This is a genomic window from Mixta intestinalis, from assembly GCF_009914055.1.
Classification (GTDB): Bacteria; Pseudomonadota; Gammaproteobacteria; order Enterobacterales; family Enterobacteriaceae; genus Mixta; species Mixta intestinalis.
In genome coordinates, this window is sequence record NZ_CP028271.1 from 1385174 (window position 1) to 1409782 (window position 24609).

The 24609-nt window shown below is 56.3% G+C and carries 22 protein-coding genes; 10 read left to right on the top strand and 12 right to left on the bottom strand.

Annotated elements, in window-relative coordinates:
• Positions 1-318: 318 nt before the first annotated feature.
• Together ahpC and ahpF are read left to right on the top strand one after the other, a co-directional pair.
• Positions 319-882, top strand: coding sequence for an alkyl hydroperoxide reductase subunit C (gene ahpC / locus C7M51_RS06500; RefSeq protein WP_160621036.1), 564 nt, complete (start codon positions 319-321; stop codon positions 880-882).
• Positions 883-953: 71 nt separating this feature from the next.
• Positions 954-2522, top strand: a complete 1569-nt coding sequence (gene ahpF, locus C7M51_RS06505; protein WP_160621037.1) for an alkyl hydroperoxide reductase subunit F — start codon at positions 954-956, stop codon at positions 2520-2522.
• A 66-nt stretch (positions 2523-2588) separates the two neighbouring features.
• Here the strand turns inward: ahpF and C7M51_RS06510 are convergent, their stop codons facing one another.
• From C7M51_RS06510 to C7M51_RS06520, 3 genes are all read right to left on the bottom strand, one after another.
• Positions 2589-2978, bottom strand: a complete 390-nt coding sequence (locus tag C7M51_RS06510) for a hypothetical protein (RefSeq protein WP_160621038.1) — start codon at positions 2976-2978, stop codon at positions 2589-2591.
• A gap of 42 nt (positions 2979-3020) precedes the next feature.
• On the bottom strand, positions 3021-3866 hold the full coding sequence (locus tag C7M51_RS06515) for an arylamine N-acetyltransferase family protein (RefSeq protein WP_160621039.1): 846 nt from the start codon (positions 3864-3866) through the stop codon (positions 3021-3023).
• Positions 3867-3952: 86 nt separating this feature from the next.
• Positions 3953-4171: a hypothetical protein gene (locus C7M51_RS06520; protein ID WP_160621040.1), complete on the bottom strand. Its 219-nt coding sequence runs from the start codon at positions 4169-4171 to the stop codon at positions 3953-3955.
• A 189-nt stretch (positions 4172-4360) separates the two neighbouring features.
• Between C7M51_RS06520 and C7M51_RS06525 the strand changes: the two genes are divergently transcribed.
• On the top strand, positions 4361-5515 hold the full coding sequence (locus C7M51_RS06525) for an alpha/beta hydrolase-fold protein (protein ID WP_160621041.1): 1155 nt from the start codon (positions 4361-4363) through the stop codon (positions 5513-5515).
• Between the two features lie 28 nt (positions 5516-5543).
• On the opposite strand, the gene metC is transcribed toward C7M51_RS06525, so the two are convergent.
• The 6 genes from metC to opgC form a co-directional block, all read right to left on the bottom strand.
• Positions 5544-6719, bottom strand: coding sequence for a cystathionine beta-lyase (gene metC / locus C7M51_RS06530; RefSeq protein ID WP_160621042.1), 1176 nt, complete (start codon positions 6717-6719; stop codon positions 5544-5546).
• Positions 6720-6837: 118 nt separating this feature from the next.
• Positions 6838-7287, bottom strand: coding sequence for an ATP-binding protein (locus C7M51_RS06535; RefSeq protein WP_160621043.1), 450 nt, complete (start codon positions 7285-7287; stop codon positions 6838-6840).
• Positions 7288-7289: 2 nt separating this feature from the next.
• Positions 7290-7634, bottom strand: a complete 345-nt coding sequence (locus C7M51_RS06540; protein WP_160621044.1) for an STAS domain-containing protein — start codon at positions 7632-7634, stop codon at positions 7290-7292.
• Positions 7631-8851: a PP2C family protein-serine/threonine phosphatase gene (locus C7M51_RS06545; RefSeq protein ID WP_160621045.1), complete on the bottom strand. Its 1221-nt coding sequence runs from the start codon at positions 8849-8851 to the stop codon at positions 7631-7633. Before C7M51_RS06545 ends, C7M51_RS06540 begins: the two co-directional genes overlap by 4 nt.
• Positions 8852-8861: 10 nt before the next feature.
• Positions 8862-9782: a hypothetical protein gene (locus C7M51_RS06550; RefSeq protein ID WP_160621046.1), complete on the bottom strand. Its 921-nt coding sequence runs from the start codon at positions 9780-9782 to the stop codon at positions 8862-8864.
• Between the two features lie 14 nt (positions 9783-9796).
• Complete coding sequence (gene opgC, locus C7M51_RS06555) at positions 9797-11017, bottom strand: OpgC domain-containing protein (RefSeq protein WP_160623588.1); 1221 nt, start codon at positions 11015-11017, stop codon at positions 9797-9799.
• 328 nt (positions 11018-11345) lie between these two features.
• Between opgC and C7M51_RS06560 the strand changes: the two genes are divergently transcribed.
• The 7 genes from C7M51_RS06560 to C7M51_RS06590 all read left to right on the top strand — a co-directional run bounded on the left by C7M51_RS06560 (position 11346) and on the right by C7M51_RS06590 (position 22834).
• Positions 11346-13160, top strand: a complete 1815-nt coding sequence (locus C7M51_RS06560; protein WP_160621047.1) for a glycosyltransferase family 2 protein — start codon at positions 11346-11348, stop codon at positions 13158-13160.
• A complete protein-coding gene (locus C7M51_RS06565; protein WP_160621048.1) occupies positions 13157-14527 on the top strand; it encodes a DUF3131 domain-containing protein in 1371 nt (456 codons plus the stop codon). Before C7M51_RS06560 ends, C7M51_RS06565 begins: the two co-directional genes overlap by 4 nt.
• The gene (locus tag C7M51_RS06570) at positions 14524-16086 is read left to right on the top strand and encodes a DUF3131 domain-containing protein (RefSeq protein ID WP_160621049.1); all 1563 of its coding nucleotides are present in this window, start codon (positions 14524-14526) and stop codon (positions 16084-16086) included. The genes C7M51_RS06565 and C7M51_RS06570 overlap by 4 nt, the downstream gene beginning before the upstream one ends.
• Positions 16071-17483, top strand: coding sequence for a DUF3131 domain-containing protein (locus C7M51_RS06575; RefSeq protein WP_160621050.1), 1413 nt, complete (start codon positions 16071-16073; stop codon positions 17481-17483). The genes C7M51_RS06570 and C7M51_RS06575 overlap by 16 nt, the downstream gene beginning before the upstream one ends.
• Before the next feature lie 33 nt (positions 17484-17516).
• Positions 17517-20219: a PAS domain-containing hybrid sensor histidine kinase/response regulator gene (locus C7M51_RS06580; protein ID WP_160621051.1), complete on the top strand. Its 2703-nt coding sequence runs from the start codon at positions 17517-17519 to the stop codon at positions 20217-20219.
• Positions 20220-20284: 65 nt separating this feature from the next.
• Positions 20285-22423, top strand: coding sequence for a glycoside hydrolase family 2 protein (locus C7M51_RS06585; protein ID WP_160623589.1), 2139 nt, complete (start codon positions 20285-20287; stop codon positions 22421-22423).
• A 63-nt stretch (positions 22424-22486) separates the two neighbouring features.
• Positions 22487-22834 carry a hypothetical protein gene (locus C7M51_RS06590; RefSeq protein ID WP_160621052.1) on the top strand — a complete coding sequence of 116 codons (348 nt, stop codon included), beginning with the start codon at positions 22487-22489 and terminating at the stop codon, positions 22832-22834.
• Between the two features lie 42 nt (positions 22835-22876).
• On the opposite strand, the gene C7M51_RS06595 is transcribed toward C7M51_RS06590, so the two are convergent.
• The 3 genes from C7M51_RS06595 to C7M51_RS06605 form a co-directional block, all read right to left on the bottom strand.
• Complete coding sequence (locus C7M51_RS06595) at positions 22877-23746, bottom strand: NAD(P)-dependent oxidoreductase (RefSeq protein WP_160621053.1); 870 nt, start codon at positions 23744-23746, stop codon at positions 22877-22879.
• Between the two features lie 381 nt (positions 23747-24127).
• Positions 24128-24292 carry a bacteriocin gene (locus tag C7M51_RS06600; protein ID WP_160621054.1) on the bottom strand — a complete coding sequence of 55 codons (165 nt, stop codon included), beginning with the start codon at positions 24290-24292 and terminating at the stop codon, positions 24128-24130.
• Positions 24289-24456 (bottom strand): hypothetical protein, encoded by a 168-nt coding sequence (locus C7M51_RS06605; protein ID WP_160621055.1) that lies wholly within the window; start codon positions 24454-24456, stop codon positions 24289-24291. The genes C7M51_RS06600 and C7M51_RS06605 overlap by 4 nt, the downstream gene beginning before the upstream one ends.
• Positions 24457-24609 lie beyond the last annotated feature (153 nt).

Genomic DNA, 24609 nt, shown 5'->3' on the forward strand with positions numbered 1-24609 from the left:
CGGAAGAGTGGCGGTTAAGCTTTGCGTGATGTGTCACAACACGATAGATAAGCGGCAAGCTTAACGTGTAATCGGGCTGGATTGTCCCGTGGTGCCCGGCGTATGATGGGAGCGGTCAGAATTGCCTGTTTAAGGTTTACTCTGTCGCCGCAAGAAGAAGTAAGGATTGATCGCCGCAGAAGGCCGAAAACACACCATTACGATATCAATCGCTGACAGCTTGTTAGGTTTTACTTATTGATTCGATAATGGATACGCATTAGATCTTCATCACGTTTTTCGGTAACTTTCACGCTAACCCAAATGGAGGAATAACAGATGTCTATCATTAACACCAAAATCAAACCGTTCAAAAACAGCGCTTTCAAAAACGGTGAGTTCATTGAAGTGACTGAGAAAGATGTCGAAGGGAAATGGAGCGTTTTCTTCTTCTATCCGGCCGACTTCACTTTCGTTTGCCCGACCGAGCTGGGCGACGTTGCTGACCATTATGCAGAATTCCAGAAAATGGGCGTAGACATCTACTCCGTTTCTACCGATACCCACTTTACTCACAAAGCCTGGCACAGCAGCTCTGACACCATCGCTAAAATTAAATACGCGATGATCGGTGACCCGACTGGCGCGCTGACCCGTAACTTCGACATCATGCGTGAAGATCAGGGTCTGGCTGACCGTGGTACCTTCATCGTTGACCCGGAAGGCATCATTCAGGCTGTAGAAATCACTGCGGAAGGCATTGGTCGTGACGCATCTGACCTGCTGCGCAAAGTGAAAGCGGCTCAGTATGTAGCGAGCCACCCGGGTGAAGTTTGCCCGGCGAAATGGAAAGAAGGCGAAGCAACGCTGGCTCCTTCTCTCGACCTGGTTGGTAAAATCTAAAAGCGCCACCGGCTTTTCGCTATTTATTTCATCGGGTGCTGCGGCACCCGATTTTTTTCCTGGAGACCCTCATGCTCGACACCACGATGAAAAACCAACTCAAGGCCTATCTTGAGAAATTAACTAAGCCTGTTGAGTTAATCGCCACGCTGGACGACGGCGCCAAATCCGCTGAAATTAAAGAACTGCTGGGCGAAATCGCTGAACTGTCAGAGAAAGTCACGTTCCGCATAGATAATTCTCTGCCGGTGCGTAAGCCCTCCTTTTTGATTACTAACCCAGGCAGCACTACCGGCCCGCGTTTTGCCGGTTCGCCGCTGGGTCACGAATTTACCTCGCTGGTGCTGGCGCTGCTGCAAACCGGCGGGCATCCGTCTAAAGAGACGCAGGCGCTGCTGGATCAGATCCGCCAGCTGGATGATGACCTGCACTTTGAAACCTATTACTCGCTTTCCTGCCACAACTGCCCGGACGTAGTGCAGGCGCTGAACCTAATGGCAATTCTTAACCCGCGCATCAGCCACACGGCGATCGATGGCGGCGTGTTCCAGAATGAGATTCAGGATCGCAACGTAATGGGCGTTCCGGCGGTATTCCTGAATGGCAAAGAGTTCGGCCAGGGCCGCATGAGCCTGACGGAAATCGTCAGCAAAGTAGACGTTAACGCCGACAAACGTGCGGCGGATGAGCTGAACAAGCGCGACGCCTATGACGTACTGATTATCGGCAGCGGCCCGGCGGGTGCGGCAGCGGCAATCTACTCCGCACGTAAAGGTATCCGCACCGCACTGCTCGGCGAGCGTTTCGGCGGGCAGGTGCTGGATACGGTCGATATTGAAAACTATATCTCCGTACCGAAAACCGAAGGCGCTAAGCTGGCAGGCGCGCTGAAAGCGCACGTTAGCGAATACGCCATCGACGTAATCGACAGCCAGAGCGCCAGCAAACTGGTTCCGGCCAGCGTTGAAGGCGGCCTGCATGCGATTGAAACCGCCTCTGGCGCGCTGCTGAAATCACGCAGCATTATCATCGCTACCGGTGCGCGCTGGCGCAACATGAACGTACCGGGCGAAGATCAGTATCGTACCCGTGGCGTTACCTACTGCCCGCACTGTGACGGCCCGCTGTATAAAGGCAAGCGCGTGGCGGTAATCGGCGGCGGCAACTCCGGCGTGGAAGCGGCGATCGATCTGGCCGGTATCGTTGAGCACGTTACCCTGCTTGAGTTCGCGCCAGCGATGAAAGCGGACGCGGTACTGCAACAGAAAGTTCGCAGCCTGGAAAACGTGGATATCATCCTTAACGCCCAGACGCTGGAAGTGAAAGGCGACGGCAGCAAGCTGACCAGCCTGGAATATAAAGATCGCGTTAACGAGACGGTACATCAGCTGGACGTGGCGGGGATCTTTGTTCAGATTGGTCTGCTGCCGAATACGACCTGGCTGGACGGCACGGTTGAACGTAATCAGATGGGCGAAATCCTTATCGATGCGAAGTGCGAAACTAATATTAAAGGCGTGTTTGCCGCCGGTGACTGTACCACCGTTCCGTACAAGCAGATTATCATCGCCAGCGGCGAAGGCGCAAAAGCCTCGCTCAGCGCGTTTGATTACCTGATTCGTACGCAGCCGGTTGGCTAAGCGACACAATACGAGATACGGCGCCTGCGGGCGCCTTTTTTATTGAAGTAAAAATTCGGCCTTGTATCAGTCGTTGCGTATGCCTGGATCTTCGTCGCTTACCGGCACCGGATCCTCCTCTTCTGTACCGCTGCCCAGCTCATGCAGGCTAATCTGCTGTACCGGCGCGGTTTCGATATGCTCCAGCCAGCGGTCGCTGTGATCCGGCAGGCTGGTAAACTGACCGTCAAGAAACAGGAAATCGAGCTGCTCGCCCAGCGCCAGCAGCATCTCTTCCGGCGAAGCGTAATTTTCACCGTGCAGATCGCTACCGTCAATCTGATACCCGATCAGCCCATCGTGCACCTCGGCCTGGCCCAGTTCAATGATATGACCATCAATGTTCTGCGCCAGAATAGTGCCATCACAGTAGAAAAGGTTATAGGGCATTAAATCCTGATTACGGTTATCGGGCATACATCCTCCTGGTTTGCGTACAGGAGGATAAGTATAGCCAGGCTACAGGGTGCTGCTTTTTTCGCGCTGCGCCAGACGCGTCATCATCTCGATAAACGCCTCTTCGCTGATGCCGTACAGCGAATGCTTTAGCCCCAGCTGGAATTCCTCATGCAGCAGCCGATAGAGCGCACTGAGATCGTCCAGCGTATGACGCTCACCTTTTCCGGCGGCGTAACGGCTGAAGCGGCGGTTTTCCAGCGCTACCTGTCCACCATCCGACAGATAGCGCGCTGCCAGCAGATGTTGACGGAAATGGGAGTGTGGCCAGCTATAAACAAAATGGTTTGCCATCAGATAATCCGAGGGATATTGCGTCACCAGATCGAAACGATAGAGCGGTAGCCATTGATCGCCGCGTCGGTGGCGCAACAGCCACTCTTCTCCCAGCGATTCCAGTTGATAGTCGCCGTGCGGCGTATGCTGTATACAATCGGGCAACAGCCGAATCGGGCCGCTTAGCGTCGCCCCGCCGAAACCTGCATCGGCAATCCAGAATTCCTCTTCCAGCTGTACCAACAACAGCATATGGGTACGCGGCGGCACTGAAGGCGGCTGAGCAATAACCACACGCGCCGCCAGGCCGCGCGCGTCAAAACCCATCGCCTGTAGCGCCAGCAGTAACAGCGAATTATGTTCATAGCAGTAACCGCCACGACGGGCCACCACCAGCTTCTCCTGGATGGCTTCGGTTTCCAGATGAATGGGACGGTCAAGCAGCACGTCGAGGTTTTCGAACGGAATGGCGCAGACATGCGCGTGGTGTATTTGCTGTAGCGAAGTCAGTGATGGGCGCGTCGAGCCGCTGTAGCCGATGCGAGCCAGATAAGCATGAAGATCAAACGCCATGATGTCGTCCTTGCGGAAATGATACTTTTTTATAGCTGATTTCCGGCAAAGCAGTTGATGGTAAATGCGGTACGCGGCCGTTCATTTTATTTGATTAAACTCACACTATTTTTTAGTAAACGTCGCGCCCGCCAGCAGTTAATGATGAGTTCATCATCATCGGCGCTGTCCGCCAGCCTGGAGAGACGTGAACAGAGTGCATCATAACTTAACGGTCTTTTCTCCTGTGCCAGCGCAACAACCGCCTTGCCAACCAACGCTAAAAACTCCTCATCCAGCTCAACTTCATCAGATAACGCTATCAATTTTCTGGCCCTCCTGAAAAAATTATCCTTTAACTATGCACGCTCAAAAAATTTGGGGATCGCTGTAAACGATTTCTGGGATTTATCTCACGAGGTTGGTTAACAGATATCGCGACAGGCAGGCAAAACGGGCAGAAAAAAACTATATCTTTAGCATTGGCTATCGCCTTCACATCAAAAGAGATATTCATGCGCACGATTCCGCTGCTGTTTACCCTGAGCTTTTCCTCGCTGGCGGCGAACAGCCTGCCCGCCTCTCCACCGCCAACGCTGCCGGTCAGCGCGTGGCAGACGCGGGTAAACGCGGATCGCAGCATCACCTGGCGGCTTTACGCCCCGCAGGCTCGCGAAGTTGCGGTGGTAACCGGCGCAACGCCGCAGTCTTATCGGGTTCAGCCGCTGCAAAAGGATGAGCGTGGCATCTGGTCATGGCGCAGCGCGCCGCTGGCTCCTGACCTGTATGAGTATTTCTTCAGCGTGGATGGTATGCGCATTATCGATCCTTCCGGTGCACTGCCTAAACCGCAGCGACAGGTGAATACCAGCCTGATCCTGGTGCCGGGATCGCTGCTGGATGAACGAAATGTGCCGCACGGCGAGCTGCATACCCTGACCTATCACTCTGAAGCGCTGGGCCGGGAGCGCCAGCTCTATGTCTGGACACCGCCGGGCATGGAAACAATGAACGCACCGCTGCCGGTGGTCTATTTCTGGCACGGCTTTGGCGATACCGGCCTGTCTGCCGTGGTGCAGGGGCGCATACCGCAAATTATGGATAACCTGCTGGCGGAGAAAAAAATCGTCCCCATGCTGGTGGTGATGCCGGATACCGAAACCGATACCTCCGGTCTGATCCCGGAAGATGTTGCGGCGGCAGATCGACGGCGGGAATTTTATCCGCGCAACGCCGAGGCTGCCGATCGTGAACTGATGCAGGATATTCTTCCGCTGATTAACCGACGCTATCACGTCAGACAGGATGGGGATGGACGCGCGCTGGCCGGGCTGTCGCAGGGCGGCTATCAGGCGCTGGTCAGCGGCATGACGCATCCTGAACAGTTCCGCTGGCTGGCCAGCTTTAGCGGCGTGACAACCGAAACCGTACCGAATCAGGCGGTCAGCGCGCGGCTGGCGCAGCCGCAGGCGATCAACCAGCAGCTCAGGAACTTTACGCTGGCAACCGGCGAACTGGATAACGTAACCGGTGCGGATATTGCTGGGCTGAAGCGCCAGCTGGAGCAGCAGAATATCCGTTTCGATTATGATTTCTACCCGCAGCGCGGACATGAAATGGCGGTATGGCGTCCCGCCTGGATTAAATTTGTGCAGAAGCTGTTTCGCTGACGCCGCATAAACAGGCCTCCCACTGACGCTAATACAGGCGCTGGAGGCCCGCTTTTAGATCGTTTTTCAGATCGTCGATATCTTCCAGCCCGATTTGCAGGCGCAGCGTCATCCCTCCCGGCTGCCAGGCGGTAGCGGTGCGGTATTCCGTACAGTCAAAAGGAATAATCAGGCTTTCAAACCCGCCCCATGAGAATCCCATGCTAAAGATATCCATATGATTCAGCATATTATCAACGTTTTCCTGACGAAAACGCGCATCAAGCACGATGGAGAACAGCCCGGTCGATCCGGTGAAGTATTTTTTCCAGTTTTCATGTCCCGGACATTCAGGAAACGCCGGATGCAACACTCTGCTTACTTCCGGCTGCGCCTTCAGCCAGTGCGCCATTTCCAGACCTCTGGCTTCCGCCTCTTTCACCCGCAAATGCATGGTACGCAGGCCGCGCAGCGCGAGAAAACAATCCTCCGCCCCCGGCAGCATCGCCATGGCATCATAGGTTGCCCGCAAGGCGGGCCAGTGGGATGCGTTTGCCGACACCATCCCCATCAGCAGATCGGAATGCCCGCCGAGGTATTTGGTAGCCGCCTCTACCGATAAATCGATACCCAGCGCATGCGCCTGAAAGAAGATCGGCGTCGCCCAGGTATTATCCATAATAGTGCTGATGTGATGCCGCTTTGCCACCGCCACAATCGCGCCAATATCCTGCACTTCAAAACTCTGCGAGCCGGGCGACTCCAGCAGAATGACGCGGGTATTTTCCTCTATCAGCGATTCAATCTGCGCGCCTGCCAGCGGATCGTAATAGGTGGTGGTAACGCCATATTTTTTCAGCAGGGTGTTACAAAAATGCCGTAATGGACGATAAACCGAATCAGTCACCAGAATATGATCGCCGCTTTTAGTGGTGGCAAACAACGCCAGCGCCAGCGCCCCCAGCCCGGAGGATGAAATGACCGTTCCCGCCGCATGACACAACGTTGTCCAGGCATTTTCCAGATTCGCGATAGTGGGCGTGCCTGAGGTGCCATAGGCGAACGGTGCTTTCCTTTGCCTGAGGTCTTCACAGTTGTTGTAAACCACGGTCGATCCCCGATAAACCGGAGAATTAACAAACCCGCTTTGCTCATTGGGATTTCTGCCGAGCATCGATAGCTGGGTGCTTACATGTAACTTCTTCAGGTCATCGCCGTTTTTCATCAGGTCGCCTTTCGCGTCAGGTATAAATTTATCAGCTGTTTTCTGAGGTTAGTGTATATGAAACGCGGCTGAAGAATTTAGAAGCGGGTGGAATATGATATACCGTCCGGGCGCAGCCTTACCTGTCCGTTGTCGGCAAATTTTTTCGCAGCGTCATCAGATTGGCGTTGCCCTGTTGCTGATAGCCAACCTCATCAACACAGTCATAAATCAATCGCAAACCGCGCCCGCTCTCAAGCAGCCGATCGATATCTTCTACCTCGGGCTCGGCGGCGTTAATTGCTGCCTGCAACAGCGCGGACGGTATCGGCTGCCCGGTATCATACAGCGTCACGGTAACCTGCCGATCGTCACCGGAAAAGGTTACACCGTAACTTTTCGTTTTATCCTCGCGATAGCCGTGGCGGATGATATTGGTCGCCGCCTCGCACAGCGCCAGATCCAGCATAAATATCCAGCTCTCCGCCAGCTGGCGCGGCGCTAAAAACTGCCGCAGCCGCTCGCCCAGCAGCGGCAGGCTGTTAAGCGTGGCGGGCAAGGTAATGATTTTTTCATCAGGTTCGCTCATCCTTACCCCTTTCCATGCAGCGCCGAGAGCGCTTCGTTTTGCGTGGTACAAAGCGTAAATACCCGATCCATGCGCGTCAGTTTGAACATGTTCTGGATATTGGGATTCAGCGCGCAGAGCGCCATTTCACCTTTGCCGTTGATCGCCTTCAGCAGTGAAATCAGCGTGCCCAGACAGCTACTGTCGATAAAATCGACGCGGGAGAAATCGAGCAGCAAACGCGTCTGGCCTGCGTTAATCTGCTCCATCACTTCGTCGCGAAACGGCTTAGCTACCGAGGCGTCAAGCCGACGCGTTACCGGGGTAATAACAGTGACGTTGTCACTCTGAGCGATCTCCAGCTTCATCGTTTTTCCTCTGACAGGGGGTGATGTTCAATAATAAACAGGGAAATATCATCGGTAACCGTTGCTTCCAGCGCTTCCGCTTCGGCGCGCCAGTGGATTAACGCCGCGCTGATGTGTGGAAACAGCTGCGGCAGCGGCGTTTGCGCTTCTTTTATCAGCAGCGCTTCCAGCCGATGCTGACCAAACAGCTCATGCTGCGGATTTTCACACTCGGTAATGCCGTCGCTGTAGAGGCAGAGCCGGTCGCCCGTCGCCAGCAGAAAGGTTTGTTCATCCCAGGTCAGCCCTTCCATCATTCCAACCGGCATGCCGCCTTCGCCCACCGCAATAACCTCACCGCTGGCGCGCACGATTAACGGCGTTGGATGTCCCGCCTGGCAAAGTCGCCCTTCTCCGCTGCGCGTATCCAGCACGCCATACACCATGGTGAAATAGCTCAGCACCTCATCATTTTCGGCGCAGAAGCGCTGATTCAGAATGCGCACCACCTCATGCGGCGGCGTCGGCTGTCCGGCGGTAAACAGAAAGGGTTCCACGGTGCGGCCATGCAAAAACTGTCGCGCCACCGCCAGCGAAACCATCGCCGCACCGACGCCATGCCCGGCGACATCAACACCGTAAAAACCAGCGTATCGCTCGTTGAGCGGGAAGAAATTGAAGATATCGCCGGAAACATAGGCGGAGGGTACAAACAGCCAGTCGGCGCGATAGTCCCCATTGCGCAGGTTATGGGCAGGCAGGATCGACTGCTGTAGCCTGGCGGCAGCCTGTAAATCGGTTTCAATCTGCTTCAGCGCCTCGCTAAGACGCGCATTGCGCGCTGCCAGCATCAGTTCCAGATCGAGGATGCGCTGCCCGGCATGCAGGCGCGCCTGAAGCTCAATCTGATTAACCGGCTTGCGCAGGAAATCATTGGCACCTGCCTCAAATCCGGCACGCAGATCGTCGATACTTTCGCGGGCGGTAAGCAGTATCAGATAGATATAGCGATCGCTGAACTGGGCGCGCACCCGGCGGCAGAGCGTCAGGCCGTCCATTACCGGCATCTCCCAGTCGCTGATCATCAAATTGATCGGCCAGCTCAGCAGCGCCCGCAGCGCATCTTCACCGTTCTCCGCCTCATAGACGCTATAGCCCCACTTCTTCAGCAGTCCGGCAATCAGCTTGCGGTAGGTAGTGGAATCATCGACGATCAGGATGGTCTGGTCAGTTGGCATAGCGTGTCCCTTAAAATGGCAAAAACCAGATCAGGCTGATAGTGCCTTCGCGGAATTTCGCGTTACTGCTGCTGCGTCCTGGATAGCGTGTACCGCTGTAATTGGCGTACTGAAGGGAAAAGGAACCTGGCGTATAGCCCGCATAACCGAAGCTGTAGCTGTAATCGCCGTTCCACGGCTGCTGCTGGGCGCTATCGGGGAACCAGAACGCGGTGGCGCGCACGAAAAAATGTTGCTTAAAGGTATAGCCACAGCCGCCAAGGAAGACGTTTTTATTGGATCGCAGATCGTTATCCGCCAGCGAATAGTAGCGCGGTATCCAGCTGTAACCGGTCTGGCAGACCAGCGAATCCCCCTGCTGAATCAGCAAATGGCGCTCAATGCTCTTTGGCAGCGAAAACTTCCAGGCCAGGGTAAACGCGCCCTGCTCAAAGTAGGTGCGGCGCTTGTTGCCGGAAGGGAAAAAGTGGTTATCGCCGTAGTTGCTGTAAACCAGGCTAAGGGTATTGGCGTGCCAGTCGTCGTAGCCGAAGCTGTAGCGGAAATCAGTGGTGTATTTGCTGGTGTCGGTAATCGGTGCGCGCAGAGTGATATTGGCGAACCAGTAGCTGTAGGGCGAATATTGCAGGCTGAGGTTCATCAGCTGATTGATTTTTTTCTTCTGCCGCGCCGAATCAGAACCGTTGGGAATAGAGAGCCACTGATCTTTCAGGCCGCTGCTGAAGCTGAGCGCGCCGGAGAATTTATCTTTGTTGCCGGAAAACAGGCGTCCCCAGCGGGTGGTAAACACCCCCGCCTGCACCGGTTCGCCGTTGTCTACGGCAGCCATGTCGCTGCTTTTGGTCGCCGTTTCGCCGCTGGCGGAAAACGCCGCAGCGCCCAGCGCTAACAGCACTCCGCCTTGCCAGCCCGCCAACCTGCCGTTTCCCATGGATACATCCTCTGTCAGTTAGGAATAAAACGTCCGCCGATCTCTTTTTTCGCCATAAACCACAGCGCGCCCAGGATGCAGAGATGCACCAGGGTGTTACGCACCCATGCCTGATGCCATAAATCAAAATGAACGAACTGGCTGACCACCAGCACAAAGTAAACGTGAAGGATGAAGGTGTAGAGTGAGTGCTGGCCCAGCGGAATCAGGAACCAGCCGAAGGCGCGATACAGCGGCTGCCAGCAGAAAGTCAGCACCAGGTAGACGCTCAGAATCAGACAGAAATCGTTCAGCACCCGACACGGCCCCAGCGCGTTTTTCCCCGCCAGGTGATGATAAAACCAGTTAAAGTCCGCCGCTGGGATCACATGCATCAGCAGCGCCGGCGGCATAAAGGGGTTAGTGTGATTCTGCGCAACAAACATCATCGCCAGTGCATAGCAAACCATCAGCGCCATTACCGCTCGTCCGGGGCCGGTACGCGCCAGCGACATCAGCTCATCCTTATACCAGCCGCAGCACATGCCGAGGATATAGATCAGCTGCCAGGCAAGCAGCGGAAAGGCGAATTCAAACTCCGCCACCGTCAGCCGCAGCGGCCAGAGCTGATAGCTGACGTAGCCACACAGCGACAGCAGCAGCAGGATAGCCACTCTTCCCGCCTGTAGCATGGCGAGAAACAGCGGGCTGGCCAGCAGCAGGAAAACGTACAGGCCGAGGATCTGCGTCTGATGCGGCCCGATCTGCAAATAGAGAATGATATTGAACCAGGTTTCGCGGATTTGCGGCGTAGTGGGAAACAGCGCCCACTGCACGCCAGAATAGCGATCGACAAAGTGGGTAACTTCGAACGTATTGATAACCGGCAGATGCGACAGCAGCAGTATCGACAGGATCACCACGATATTCACCAGATAGATCTTCCCGGCGCGCCGCCAGAGGTTCCAGCTGATAGTCAGCAGCACCTCTTTTTGCAGGCGCTGGCGGTTAAGCATCCCCAACATAAAGCCCGCCATGATGACGAAACCTTCGGCCCCGGTAGTCAGCCCGAAGCGTTCCCAGGTCAGGATATTAAACAGCGACATCACTTCGGTATGCGCGACAACCATCATTACCAGCGCAATGCCTCTGAGCATGTCGATACGTAAATCACGCCGCCCCGGCAGCGCATAGGCCCAGCGGGAAGAGGCTGGCGCGGCTGTTTCTGCCGCCGAAACCGTGGTCACATCCGCCATAATCATTAACCCGCCTGCATAATTAAATATCTATTTTCAAAGAAATACTAAAGCATGCTATCTGGTAACAAATTGTAGATCTGTAGCAACAAAAGAGAAATTAATACCGCATTTAATTTAACATCAATAAAAATATTTATTAATTACAATTATTTATAAGGTAAAGTTATGTAACTGTGAAGCGACATCTTGAAACGTTTCGCTAGTCAACTAAGATTTCATGCAGACAAGAGCGATAAATATCAATAATTTTTGTTAATTTTTCTTCACTTTCAACTATCAGGGCATAACGAATAATTACGTATTTACTTGCGTTAGCGGGATGCCAATGGACTTTTACTTCTCTAAATTCGAACATCGTCGTCCACCGCCGCCGCTGCGCACGCCGAAAGTGGTGCAGTGGTTATGGCAGGTGCTGGCCGTTGCAGGGCTGATCCTCGGCGCGAACTACATTCGCTGGCGCTGGACCGCCTCGCTGAATATGGATGCGCTCTGGTACGCGGTGCCGCTGGTGCTGGCGGAAACCCTTGCCTGGATCGGCACCCTGCTGTTTACCATCAACCTCTGGCGCGAGCAGGACCCGCAGCCGCAGCTGCCGCCGGAGGATATCAATCAGTGCCTGCCGCCAGCCGAACAGGGCGATGCCCGTCCGGTAAAAGTCGATCTGTTTATCGCCACCTATTCCGAGGATGTGGAACTGGTGCGGCTTTCTATCCGCGATGCGTTAAAGGTAAGCTGCCCGGTAAAAATCGATTACCGCATTCACGTGCTGGATGATGGACGCCGCCCGGCGATGCGTGCGGTGTGCGAAGAAGAAGGCGTTAACTACATCACCCGCGACAATAATATCGGCTACAAGGCGGGTAACCTGCGCAATGGACTGGAACAGACCGACGGCGATTTTCTGGTGATTTGCGATGCCGATACGCGCGTTTTCCCGACGCTGCTGACCCATACGCTGGGCTACTTCCGTGACCCGGACGTCGCCTGGGTACAGACGCCGCAGTGGTTTTTCGATCTGCCGGAAGGCGAGCGCGTGGCGGAAAAGCTGCGGCGGCACGGCGGCATTCTCGGCTATGGCGCGGGCCGCCTGCTGGAGCTGGTTGCCGGCCCGCTGACCGTCGGACGCGATCCCTTCTTTAACGATCCGCGCATGTTCTATGACGTGATTCTGCGCCGCCGTAACTGGGCAAACGCCGCTTTCTGCTGCGGCGCGGCGTCGATCCATCGGCGCGAGGCGATCATGCAGGCAGCGCTGCGCGGCTATGTCTTTAGCGTGGAGCAGGAAATTGGCCGTTTTACCCGCGATATTCGTGATGAAGAGACGCGTAACGCGCTGAGCCTGGCGATGCGCCCGCACGTCATTGCCGATACCGAGCTGACGCCCTATAAATTTCACGTTTCTGAAGATATTTATACTTCCATCGTGCTGCACGGCGACAGCGAACGGCGCTGGCGCTCAGTTATGCATCCTGGAATCGAATCGAAAATGCTGTCGCCACAGGATCTGCTCACCTGGATGATCCAGCGTTTTAAATATGCCGCCGGTTCGCTCGATATTCTGTTTCACGATCGCCTGTTTAGCCGCAAGCGCTTTCGCCTCAGCCTGCCGCAGACGCTGATGTATGCCACCACCTTCTGGTCTTATCTCGCCTGTGTCTGGAACACGGTGTTCCTGATTTCACCGCTGGTCTACCTGTTTACCGGTATTCCGCCGGTTTCCGCTTACTCCACGCCCTTCTACCTGCATTTTCTGCCGTTTTTTATCGTTTCCGAACTGGCGTTTATGTTTGGTACCTGGGGGATTTCCGCCTGGGATGGGCGCGCCTCCTACCTCTCTTTTTTCTCCGTTAACCTGCGCGCGCTGAATATGGTGCTGAAAGGCGAGCGGATTAAGTTTGACGTTACGCCGAAGGAGCGTCAGAGCGGTCGTTTTCTCTATCTGGTGAAACCGCAAATCGCCATCGTGGTGTTGACGATTGTCGGGCTGGCCTGGGGCGGCGTACAGGTGGCGCTCGGCAAGGTGGACGATCCTTCCGGCTACGTGATTAATATTTTTTGGGGCGCGGTCAATATCGCCGCCATGACGCCGATGATTCTGGCCGCCATGTGGACGCCGCCCTCGCAGGAGAGCGCCTTATGAGCACGCTGAAAGAGGGACTCATCGGCGCACGCAGCTACCTCACTATCCTGATCGGTTTTCTGATCGCCTTTGCTATCGTGCTTTGGGTTGAGCGCCAGATGCCGACGCGGGTAGAAACCACCGAAGGCGTGGTGCTGAGTAAGGATTTTCCGCCGCTGCCGCAGCCGCGTGAACTGACCTTTGACGAGGCGGTATGGGCGCGTGTCGCCTGGCAATATTTTATCAACAACACCCAGCTGAACGGTATGGTCAACGCCGAAGACAAACAGCCCTGGTTCAGCCTGTGGAACGGCGGCAGCTACCTGCTGGCGACCATCTCCGCACGTCAGCTAAATATTATCTCTGCCCAGGAGTTTGACCAGCGCATCGGGGCAGCGCTGACCACCTTAAGCGAGCTGCCGCTGCTGCCGGGTCAGCTGCCCGCCAGCGCCTGGGATGCGCAGACCCTGGAACCGCTGAGCAACGAGAGCGCGCCGCCGGTAGATATGGCGCGTCTGATGGTGCCGCTGCAAATCTTACAGTGGCGCTATCCGCAGCACGCCTTTGCGGTCAGCGAACTGCTGGCGCGCTGGCAGCTCTCCGGCCTGCTTCAGGCGGGTGTGCCGCAGGGAGCCAGTTTGCCGGTTAACCGCTGGCAGCTGCGCGATGACGATCGGCGCGGCAGCTACGGCTATCGCCTTTACGCCGCGCTGATGCTGCGCACCATCAACACCGCCGCCAGCCTGGCGGTGAGCCAGCCGCCCGACGGCATCAAAATGGTAGAGATTGACGGCATTTCGGTGCCGGACGAAGGATTGCGCACGCCGTGGGGCAAACAGCCGTCGCTGATTAGCCTGCCTTATCTGCTGAGCGGGCTGGAGCTGGGCTTCGATGCGCGCAGCGGTGAGATCGCCTGGCGTATTATGCAGATACAGCAGCAGCGTACCGGCGAATCGTCGCGCCGTCCGGTTATCAGCACCGACTATGCCGAGCAGGCGCCTGATTTTGTGCACGCGCTGCCCGGCGCGCAGCCGCTGCCGCGCAACCTGCAAGCTGATACGACGCGAGAGAACGATCCGCCGCAGGCCTCGCTTACCGCGCATCCCCTGGCCTCCACCCGCTCCGCCTTTAGCTGGTATGCGCTGTTTCGCAACACATGGAGCGAGGAGAAGCGCCAGCTGATGCTGCCGATGCTGGAGCCGGGGCGCGGCTGGAAAGCCGGTTTTAATCCTGACAATAGTGTTAATGCGCGCATTGATGCCGATACCAACGCGGTGGTGCTGGAGAGCCTGAACTATATCGCTCACGGCCAGCTGCTCTGCCTTGCCTGCCTCTGGACGCCCGCCGATGAGGTGCCCGCCCCTAACCAAAGAGTGAACGCTGAATGAAACAGGCCACCTACTTCCCATCGCTTCCCCATCGCTGGCTCTGCTGCCTGCTGGCCGGGCTATTGTTGCTGCCGCTGCTGGCCCGTGCTATCAGCCTGCCGGCGGCGGATTATCCGGTGCGCCACGGCGAGCTGACGCCGCGTGAAATGGCTATCGCCAAAAACGCCTGGCAATATTTTGTTGCCAACTATCAGCCGAAAACCGGCCTGGTGAACGCTGTAAACAATTACCCTTCCACCACCATGTGGGACAGCGCCTCCTATCTGGCGGCGCTTACCGCCGCGCGCGAGCTGGGCATTATCGACAAGGCAGAATTTGACCGTCGCCTGTTACAGTTTCTGGGGACGCTGAACAAGCTGGTGCTGTTCCGCGATCAGGTACCGAACAAAGCCTATAACACCATCAGCGCGCAGAAGGTGGACTACCTGAACAAACCGGGCGAGATCGGTTTCTCCGCCATCGATATCGGGCGCATGCTGCTGTGGCTGAAGATCCTTAAGGAGCGCTATCCGGAATATGGCAACAGCATCGATAATGTGGTGCTGGGCTGGGATTTCACTCACGTCGTCGATGACTGCGGCACGCTTTACGGTGCCTATCTCGATCAAAATAAGCAGCCGATGTATGTGCAGGAAGGACGCCTCGGCTATGAAGAGTACGCCGCCGCCGGTTATCAGCTTTGGGGTTTCTCCACCTGCCAGGGCAGCCGCCCGGAGCCTTACGCACTGGCCGATATCTACTGCGTACTGGTGCCCTACGATTCACGCGATCCGCGCCTGACCAGCCAGCATAACTATGTAGTGACCGAATCCTACCTGCTGCACGGGCTGGAGATGGGCTGGGACAAAAGCGACGACCGCGACGACAGCCGCAATAACTTCAGCCATCCGTGGATGAAGGATTTTGCCGATCGGGTGTATCAGGCGCAGGAAAACCGCTACATGATCACCGGCACCCTTACCGCCCGCTCCGAGCATCAGCTCGATAAAGCGCCGTACTTCGTCTATGACACCGTCTTCAGCGACGGCTTTAACTGGAACACCATTACCGATAAGGGCAAATATGTACCGGAAGTGGCGGCGGTATCGCTGAAAGCGGCGCTTGGCATGTGGGTACTGTGGGATTCCCCCTACACCGACCGCCTGCTGGACGCGATTGAGAACGCCGACGAGAAAGATAAAGGCTACTACGAGGGGCTGTATGAAAACGGCGACGGCCCGATCAGGGAGTTTACCGCCAACAATAACGGCATCATGCTGGAAGCGCTGCTGTTCAAAAAAGAAGGCAAGCTGTTGAAGTTCAACAGCGACAATCCGCGCAGGCCGGAATATGCGCCGTCGCTGTGGGATCGTCGTCTGGTGGATCTGTTCGAGCCGAACAACACACGTCGCAATCGTCCTTTCCTGGAGATCACACAGCCGGTAAAAACCTGGTGCAATCAGAGCGGCACAGCGGTGCGCAGCGCTCCGGCCGACAAAAACTGCAAATGCGCTACCTGTAAAAACGACGATGCGCCTGTGAAATTGCCGCCGGTGGCTACCTCATGTCTCAAACAGTAACGCGCAGACGAGCGCTTTTTATCCTGCTGGCGCTGCTGTTGTTGGCGGTGATTGCCCTGGCGCACAACAACGGTGCGGCATGGCGCTGGCTGGTTCAGGGCGGCTGGCACACCAGCGCACGTATGGGTGCGCTGACGCCGGAGGAACAGCGCTGGGCGCAGGTTGCCTGGCGCTACTTCAGCAATAATACCCAGCCGCAAACCGGGCTGGTTAACGGCAGCGATAAGCGCCCCGTTGCCAGCCTGTGGCAGATAGGCGATACGCCGATCGCTCTGACGGCGGCGCGGGAGCTGAAGCTGATTGACGAGGTGGAATTCGATCAGCGGCTGACGCGCATTATCGGCACCCTGAACCGTATGCCGCTCTCCGCTGCCGGGTTGCCGAACCGACTCTATAACACCGGCAGCAATACCATGATCGATTACAGCAACGCGCCAAAAAGCATCGGCTGGTCATCGCAGGATATTGCCCGCCTGCTGATGGCGCTGCGCATCGTCGCGGTGCGCCATCCCGCCTACGGCGAATATCTCGATCGCGTGGTGCTGCGCTGGAATTTCTGCCAGATTGTTGATGATCAGGGCCAGCTGTTCGCCGGGCTGTTGCAGAATGGCAAGCTGATTACCCGCCAGGAGGGACGTCTGGGCGACAGCGAATATAGCGCCGCCGGTTTCGGCCTCTGGGGTTTCCCTAACCAGCTCTCCCTTCAGCCCCCTTCCCAGCATGTGATCCTCTACGGCATGGCGCTGGATATCGACGCGCGCGATCCGCGCACGACCTGGACGCCAGCAGCCATTACCACTATGCCTTACGCCCTGAGCGGCCTGGAATATGGCTGGGATCTGCCGGGTGCCGGGCGCGATACCGTTCAGCGGCTGCGTCAGCGCGCCAGCCAGATGTATCAGGCGCAGGAGCAGCGCTGGCGGCGGGAAAAAATCCTCACCGCCCGCAGCGATTTCAATCTTGCCGCCGCCCCCTGGCATGTGAACGATACCCTTTACGCCAACGGCTACGCCTGGAACACGCTGGGCGATGATGGCAACTACTATCCGCGTCTGGCGCAGGTTTCCACCCGTGCGGTTTTCGGTTTGTGGGCATTGTGGGACACCGACTTTACCGATGCGCTGATGCGCATGACGCGCCTGCAATATGACGCCGATCGCGGCTGGTTTGAAGGCCGCACCGAAGCGACGGGCGACTATAACCGCGCCATTACCCTCTCCACCAATGCCACGGTGCTGGAGGCGCTGTTCTACAAGGCGAACATGGGGCCGCTGCTGCCGCAGGGCCAGCTGACGAACGACAGCTATTTCGCGCAGCGCCTCTCCGACGTATTCAACCGCCCGCGCCAGTGCTTTCCGCAGGAACGTAAACCGACGGAAATGCCTCATGCGCCCTGAAGCCCGACGCCACTCTGGCGATAAGGAGTCACTATGACGCAGCGCATACTGCCCGACGATCTGGATTATGTTCGCGCCGCCATTTTTGTCTTTGACGCACGCGAGCGGCTGGTTGGCTGGAATCAACAGGTTGGTCGTTTTTATCCTTCCATCAGCGATCGGCTGTGCGTCGGCACCACCTTAGCCGAGCTGGCGGAAGGATTCGCCGATGCGACCTATATGTCGGAGGATACGCGTGGCAAGGCGGAGTTCACCGCCAATATGATCAAGCGCTGCCGCATCGATAACAACAGCGAGCTGCGCCAGCTGGTCGATCGCAAAGTCTTTATTCAGCATAACCGCACGCCAGAAGGCGGCATCGTCAGCCTGCACACCGATCTTTCCGATTTCGATCTCGCCAGCCAGTCGCGCCAGCAGCTGCATGAGGATTTTCTGCTGGCGGCAGAGTCAACCCATATCGGTATCTGGGACTGGCAGGTCAGCGCCGATATCTTGCAGGTAAACGATGCGCTGCTGGTGATGCTCGGCTATCCGCGCGAAACCTGGCACTACAGCGCTACTTTTCTCGATACGCTGGTGCATCCCGACGATCGGCAGCGCGTACAGGATATGCTGCAACGTGCCAGCAATGACAGCGTGCCGGTGTTTGACTGCGAAATCCGCCTGCTGCATCAGAGCGGCGACTACCGCTGGATGCTGCTGTCGGGTCAGGTGGTCAGCATGAATATGCGCGGCGAGATGGAGCGCGCCATCGGCACCTTACAGGACATCACTAAACGCAAAGAGGCGGAGCGGCTGTCACAGCAGGCGGCAGCGGCGGCACAGGCGGCGAACGAGGCGAAAAGCGCATTTCTCGCCAATATGAGCCATGAGATCCGCACGCCGATGAACGGCATTCTCGGCATGACTCAACTCTGCCTGGATACCTCGCTCACCGACGAACAGCGCGACTATATGTCGCTGGTGCTGCATTCCGCCAAATCACTACTGCGCATCATTAACGACATCCTCGATTTTTCGAAAATCGAGGCGGGCAAGATGGAGATCGACGAAGAGATTTTCGAACTGAGGCCGTTTATTCAGTCAATCGTGCGCCCGCTGATGCCCGCCGCCAGCGAAAAATCGGTGGAGCTGTTGGTCAATATCGCCGCCGGAGTGCCGCACAGCATCAGTGGCGACACCGTACGCCTGCGTCAGGTGCTGACTAACCTGGTCAGCAACGCGCTGAAGTTTACGCCGCAGGGCGAAGTCGAGCTGAAGCTGCAACCGCTGGAGCCGGGGCATCGCCTGCGCTTTGAGGTGCGCGATACCGGCATCGGCATCCCACCAGAAAAGCAGCAGCTGATTTTTGAATCCTTCAGCCAGGCGGACACCTCCACAACCCGCCGCTACGGCGGCACCGGGTTGGGGCTGACCATCTCCGCGAGGCTGGTTGAGATCATGGGCGGCGCGCTGACGGTTTACAGCGAACCGGGCAAAGGCAGCGTGTTTAGTTTCTCCCTGCCGTTGCCTGAACAGGCGCAGCCCGGCACGCCGCTGAATATTTCACCGCTGCTCAGCGGCCTGAACGTGCTGGTGGTGGATGATAACGCCACTAACCGCCGCCTGATGCGCGATATGTTGCGCAATATGGGTATGAGGCCGATGACCACCAGTAGCGCGACGGAGGCGCTGGCGCTGCTGGAGGAAAACCACGATTTTCCGCTGATTCTGCTGGATGCGCAGATGCCGGAAAAAGATGGCATGACGCTGGCGCAGGAACTGACCGCCAATCCCGCGCTGAGCGGCAGCAAAATCATTATGCTCAGCTCCATGAGCCGCTTTATGGATGCCGGAGAACTGAAAAAAATCGGCGTTACCCATTTTCTCAGCAAGCCGGTAGATCAGAAAGAGCTGCATGATGCGCTGCTGGCAACGCTGGCGGTGCCGGACAACGAGGTACCGACGCGCGTACGTCCGGCGGAACCCGCCATCCGGCCCGATACGCTCGCGCTGCATATTTTGCTGGCGGAAGATAATCTGGTTAATCAGAAACTGGCGGGCTTTCTGCTGCAAAAAATGGGACATCGCTATGAAATCGTCAGCAACGGCCTCGAAGCGCTGGATAAACTCGATCGGCAACCCTGGGATCTGGTGCTGATGGACCTACAAATGCCGGAGATGGATGGCGAACGCGCCACCACGTTGATCAGGGAGATGGAGGCGCGTAATCCGCAGCGCCCGCGCCAGCGCATCATCGCGATGACCGCACACGCCATGCAGGGCGACCGGGAATTCTGTTTACAGCACGGCTTCGACGGCTATATCGCCAAACCGGTATCGCCCGATGTACTGCAAAGTGAAATCGCTCGCGTGATGACGCTTGATAACGCGCATGTAGCGAAAATTGCGCCGCCCGCACCGCTGGATCTGGCGATGCTTAGCGCCCGGCTTGGCACCGATCCTGAACTGCTCAATGAGCTGCTGACGCTGTTCGCCGGGGAACTGCCGCAGTTGGTAAACGAACTGCAACAGGCGCTGCATCAGCAGAATGGCGACAATATCCGTCGCCTGGCGCATAAGCTGCGCGGCGAAGCGGCGACTTTCGGCTTCGAAGAGTTTGTGCAACTGTTGCAGGAAATCGAGCACGCCGCCGGACAGCGGATGCCGCTTAACCATGAGGCGCTGACGGTTCAGCTTGAGGCGCAGCGCGAACAAATTCTGGCGATGCTCCATCGCCTGAAGGAGGAATCATGAAGCTCTGCTGGCCTGTGCTTTTCTTTGGTGCCTGCTTCTCCGTTCAGGCGGCTTCCCCTGTGCCGATGCCGGTAAGCTGGTCGCTGGCAGGTCAGTGGCGCGCTCACGACGCCAACGATACGAGCTTTTGCGGCTGGCGCGGCAGCGATGGCGACTGGCGTAAGCTACGCGTTCCGGCGAACTGGTACAGCGCGGGCTGGGATCATCAGGGCGCGCTCTGGTATCGCACCGAGTTCAGCCTGCCGCCGCTGGTGCAGGATACTATGGCAACGCTGGTGTTCGACGGCGTTGATTATCAGACGGACGTCTGGCTTAACCGTCAGCGCCTGGCGCAACACGAAGGCTATTTCCAGCGCTTCGCGGTGGATATCAGTGACAATGTCACTAAATATAATCGGCTGGCGGTGCGCGTTGACAGCCCCTGGGAAGATCCAAAAACCGTCTGGCCACTGCATAAAAATCTGATGAAAGGCATCCTTAATCAGCACGATGCCCGCCCCGGCGGTGCCTGGACGCCACAGGGCCAGGATGCCAACTCCGGCGGCATCTGGGCACCGGTACACCTGCATCTGTCAAGAGGGGCAACCATCGATAACCTGATTCTGCGGCCCGACTGGTCACAGGGCCTGGCATATCCGCAGCTTAAGGTTGAGATTGATTATCGGGCGCTGAAGGCAGGCAAAGCCACGCTGGAGCTGCGCGCCACGCCCGCTAACTTCAGCGGTCAATCCTATCAACACAGTGAAAACGTGACGTTGTCACCTGAAACAGATCATAAACAGCGGCTTTCCGTTACCCTGCCGATGCCCGCAGCGCAACTCTGGTGGGCGCGTGGCTACGGCAAACCTAACCTCTACCGCATCACCGCCACCCTGCGCGATGAACAGGGCATTATGGATCGTCAGAGCAGCCGCACCGGGCTGCGCAAGATAGAGCAGCAGCCAGACAACCGAGGCTGGCTGCTAAACGACAAGCGCATCTATCTGCGCGGCACCAACTATATCGGCTCCGCCTGGCTCAGCACCATGAACGATAAAAAATATCGGCGCGATCTGACGCTGGTGCAGCGGATGAACGCCAACGCCATTCGCGTACATGGACACGTCGCCGGACGCGCGCTCTATCGTCAGGCGGATGAGATGGGTATGATGATCTGGCAGGACGTACCGCTTCAGTGGGGATATAATGACAGCAACGCCTTTGCTGACAACGCCGCACGCCAGACGCAGGAGATGGTGGAGCAGTTCGGCAACTCACCCGCTATCATCGTGTGGGGAGGACAGAACGAGCCGCCGTTTAACTCGCCGTGGATGGAAAAACGTTTCCCCGACTGGAACAACAACCTTAACCGTAAGCTGATGCAGCGCGTGGCGGATACCCTGGCGCAGGATCGCTCGCGTATTGTCCACCCTTTCTCCTCGGTTGAAGAGCATTACTGGCAGGGCTGGTATTTCGGCACCATGACCGATGTGCTGCAACCGGCTAAAACCGGCATCATTACCGAGTTCGGCGCTCAGGCGCTGCCACGCCTCGCCACGTTAAAAACCATTATTCCTGCCAAAGACTGGTGGCCCGCCAGCACCGCACCAGGCGATGCAAAATGGGCCAGCTGGAAATATCACAACTTCCAGCCGATACAGACCTTCCAGTTCGCGAAGCTGTCGCGCGGCAACAACATGGCGGAATTTATCGCCAACACCCAGCGCTACCAGGCGGATCTGGTCGCGATGGCGGCGGAAAGCTATCGTCGTCAGCGCTTTCAGCCGGTAACCGCACTCTTCCAGTTTATGTTTGTGGAAATCTGGCCGTCGATTAACTGGGGCGTGGTGGATTATCTGCGTCAGCCGAAGGCAGGCTACTACGCGCTTCAGCGCGCCTATCAGCCGCTGCTGCCCTCCATCGAGCCGGTAACGCTAAAATGGCAGGCCAATCAGCCGGTACAGCTCCGACTCTGGACCATCAACGATAACTGGCAGCCGCTGCCAAATGCCACGCTGGGCTGGACGGTCCGCCAGGGCCAGCGCACGCTCAACAAGGGCGAGCAGAAAGTGGATATCGCGGCGGATGAAGGGGTGAAACGGGCCGATATTTCCGTAACGCCAGCGACCGGCGCGCCGCTGGAGATCAAAACCTGGATTAGCGATGCTCAGGGCCAGCGAAAAGCGGAGAATCAGCTACTGCTGCGCCCAACGACGACGCCGTAAAGCCATATCTCAACTATGCTTAACGCACGAAGTCAGTAAGACATCATGCGAAAAGGAGCAGTAATGAAGAAGCAACTGGCGATACTTTTATTGATGGCGTGCGGCGGCGCGGCGCAGGCAGCTACGGACGTAAGCAACGAAGCGCAATCCTATATTGCGGGGCTGTGCGCTATGACCAGCGAGCAGCAGCCAACCAATCAAACACAGGATCAATACGTACAGAAGCTGAAAGATATGACGAAGCGCGGTACTGCGCCTTACGCGATGGATAAGCCCGATTTTAATCAGGATGAGGCGGAAAAAGTGGCTGCCGCCTACGCTAAATTGCCTGCAAAGGTGAAGCAGCAGAACCGCAAGGATCAGGAAGCCTGTAAAAAGGCGACGATGGAGCAGTATCAGCAGGCGGATTAATATTGCCGGGCGATTAAAGCGGGCTATCGCCCGCTTTACGCTTTACTCTTTGCCGGTCAGGAAGCGATAAATTACGGAAAGATCCTGTTCGCCATAGCCCGCGTCTACCGCCTGCTGCCAGAGCTGGGCGATATGTTGCAGCCCCGGCATCGACTGATCCTCAGCGGCATCCAGCGCCAGCTGCGCATCCTTCAGCGCCCATGTCAGGTGCATCTGCGGCGTATAGTCGCCCCCTTTGATGGTATCAAGCTTCACTTTTGCATAGGGTGCAGCCAGCGGCCCGCCTTCCAGCACCGCCCACAGATCGTCAGGCGTGAAGCCAAACTGCTGCGCCAGGCTGGTGCTTTCCGCCAGCCCCTGCATCAGCGCAATCAGCCAGGCGTTGACCACCAGTTTCATGCGCGATCCGGCTCCCGCCTCGCCCAACCAGCGCGTGCCCTTGCCGATAGCGGCGAAAACCGGCTCCAGCGCTGCCGCCCGCTGGCGATCGCCGCTGGCCAGCACCAGAATCTGTGCCTTTTCCGCTGGTGCTTTAGTGCCCGATACCGGCGCATCAATATAAACCACATCAGGGCGTGTCTCCGCCAGCCAGCCGATCAACCGGTCCGTCGCCTCTACGCCGATGGTGCCCATCTGACAAAAAATCGCATTCTGGCGCAGCGCGGGGGCGATCTGACGCAGGGCGCTTTCGGTCGCCGCGCCGTCTGCCAGCATCGCCAGTACCACTTCTGCTTCGGCTACCGCCTGCTGTGGCTCGTCATACAGCGCCAGACCGCTGCTAACCAGATCCTCGCCGCGCGCGCGGGTGCGGTTCCAGCCCGCCACACGAAAATGATTCTTCAGCAGATTAGCGGCAAAAGCGTGCCCCATGGCACCGAGGCCCAGTACCGCAACAGTAGAGTGCTGATTCATTCAACTCATCCTTCTTTAATTGCAGAAAAGTGACGAAGCTATTGATGCTTATAGTACACAGCAACAATAATTAACTATACAACACTCAATGTTTCCTGCAATATTTTTATGAAGAGAAGATGTTTCGAATAAAATATCTTATGTCATAAATTATAAAAAGCAATATTATAGCGCTAATGTTTAATTTGCTATTTGTTCTGGTTGGCAACAGGGAGGCTAATAACAGAAAACGGTTTACTTACCAGGTTAAAACATCAAGTGACACACTCTGATCAAAACCATTGCGGGAATGAAAGGTAATGAATATATAAATAAAGATTTTCAGATAATCCCGGAGAAAGTCTAAGAGCCATAAAAAGGCTCTTAGACTAGTTTCATATTTTATCTTCTTGTGCTGCGATATCCAGCACGGAACCCATTAACGATCTGATCGGTATGAGACCAGCCATCTTTGAGTAAATACCCACCAACGGCAAGGGCAGCTGCAATCACCGGCCTTGCACCACCGCTAACCTTGTTGATTTCTTTATCAGTTAATTTTCTCATCCGCCAAATATCCCATATCCGAATGTTCCATTTTTAACGCTGTTTTCTATATTATTCATATAATAGCCATAACATTTTCCTGCATATCTTCCGACAGCAGTCCAAAAGCCGTTGTTAGAAGCACCGCTGATTAATACTATTTCACTAGTTTTTAATACTCGCATTTTCGCTCCTTATTTAGGTTATGGAAAGATAACTACGGCTTAAAAATATAAAGGCACCAAATAAATTAATGTTAAGCAGATCACTATTTTTATAAATTTTTTATTTCTCACTCTTTCTATACTAACATTCACCTAATAGAAAACTCAAAGCGA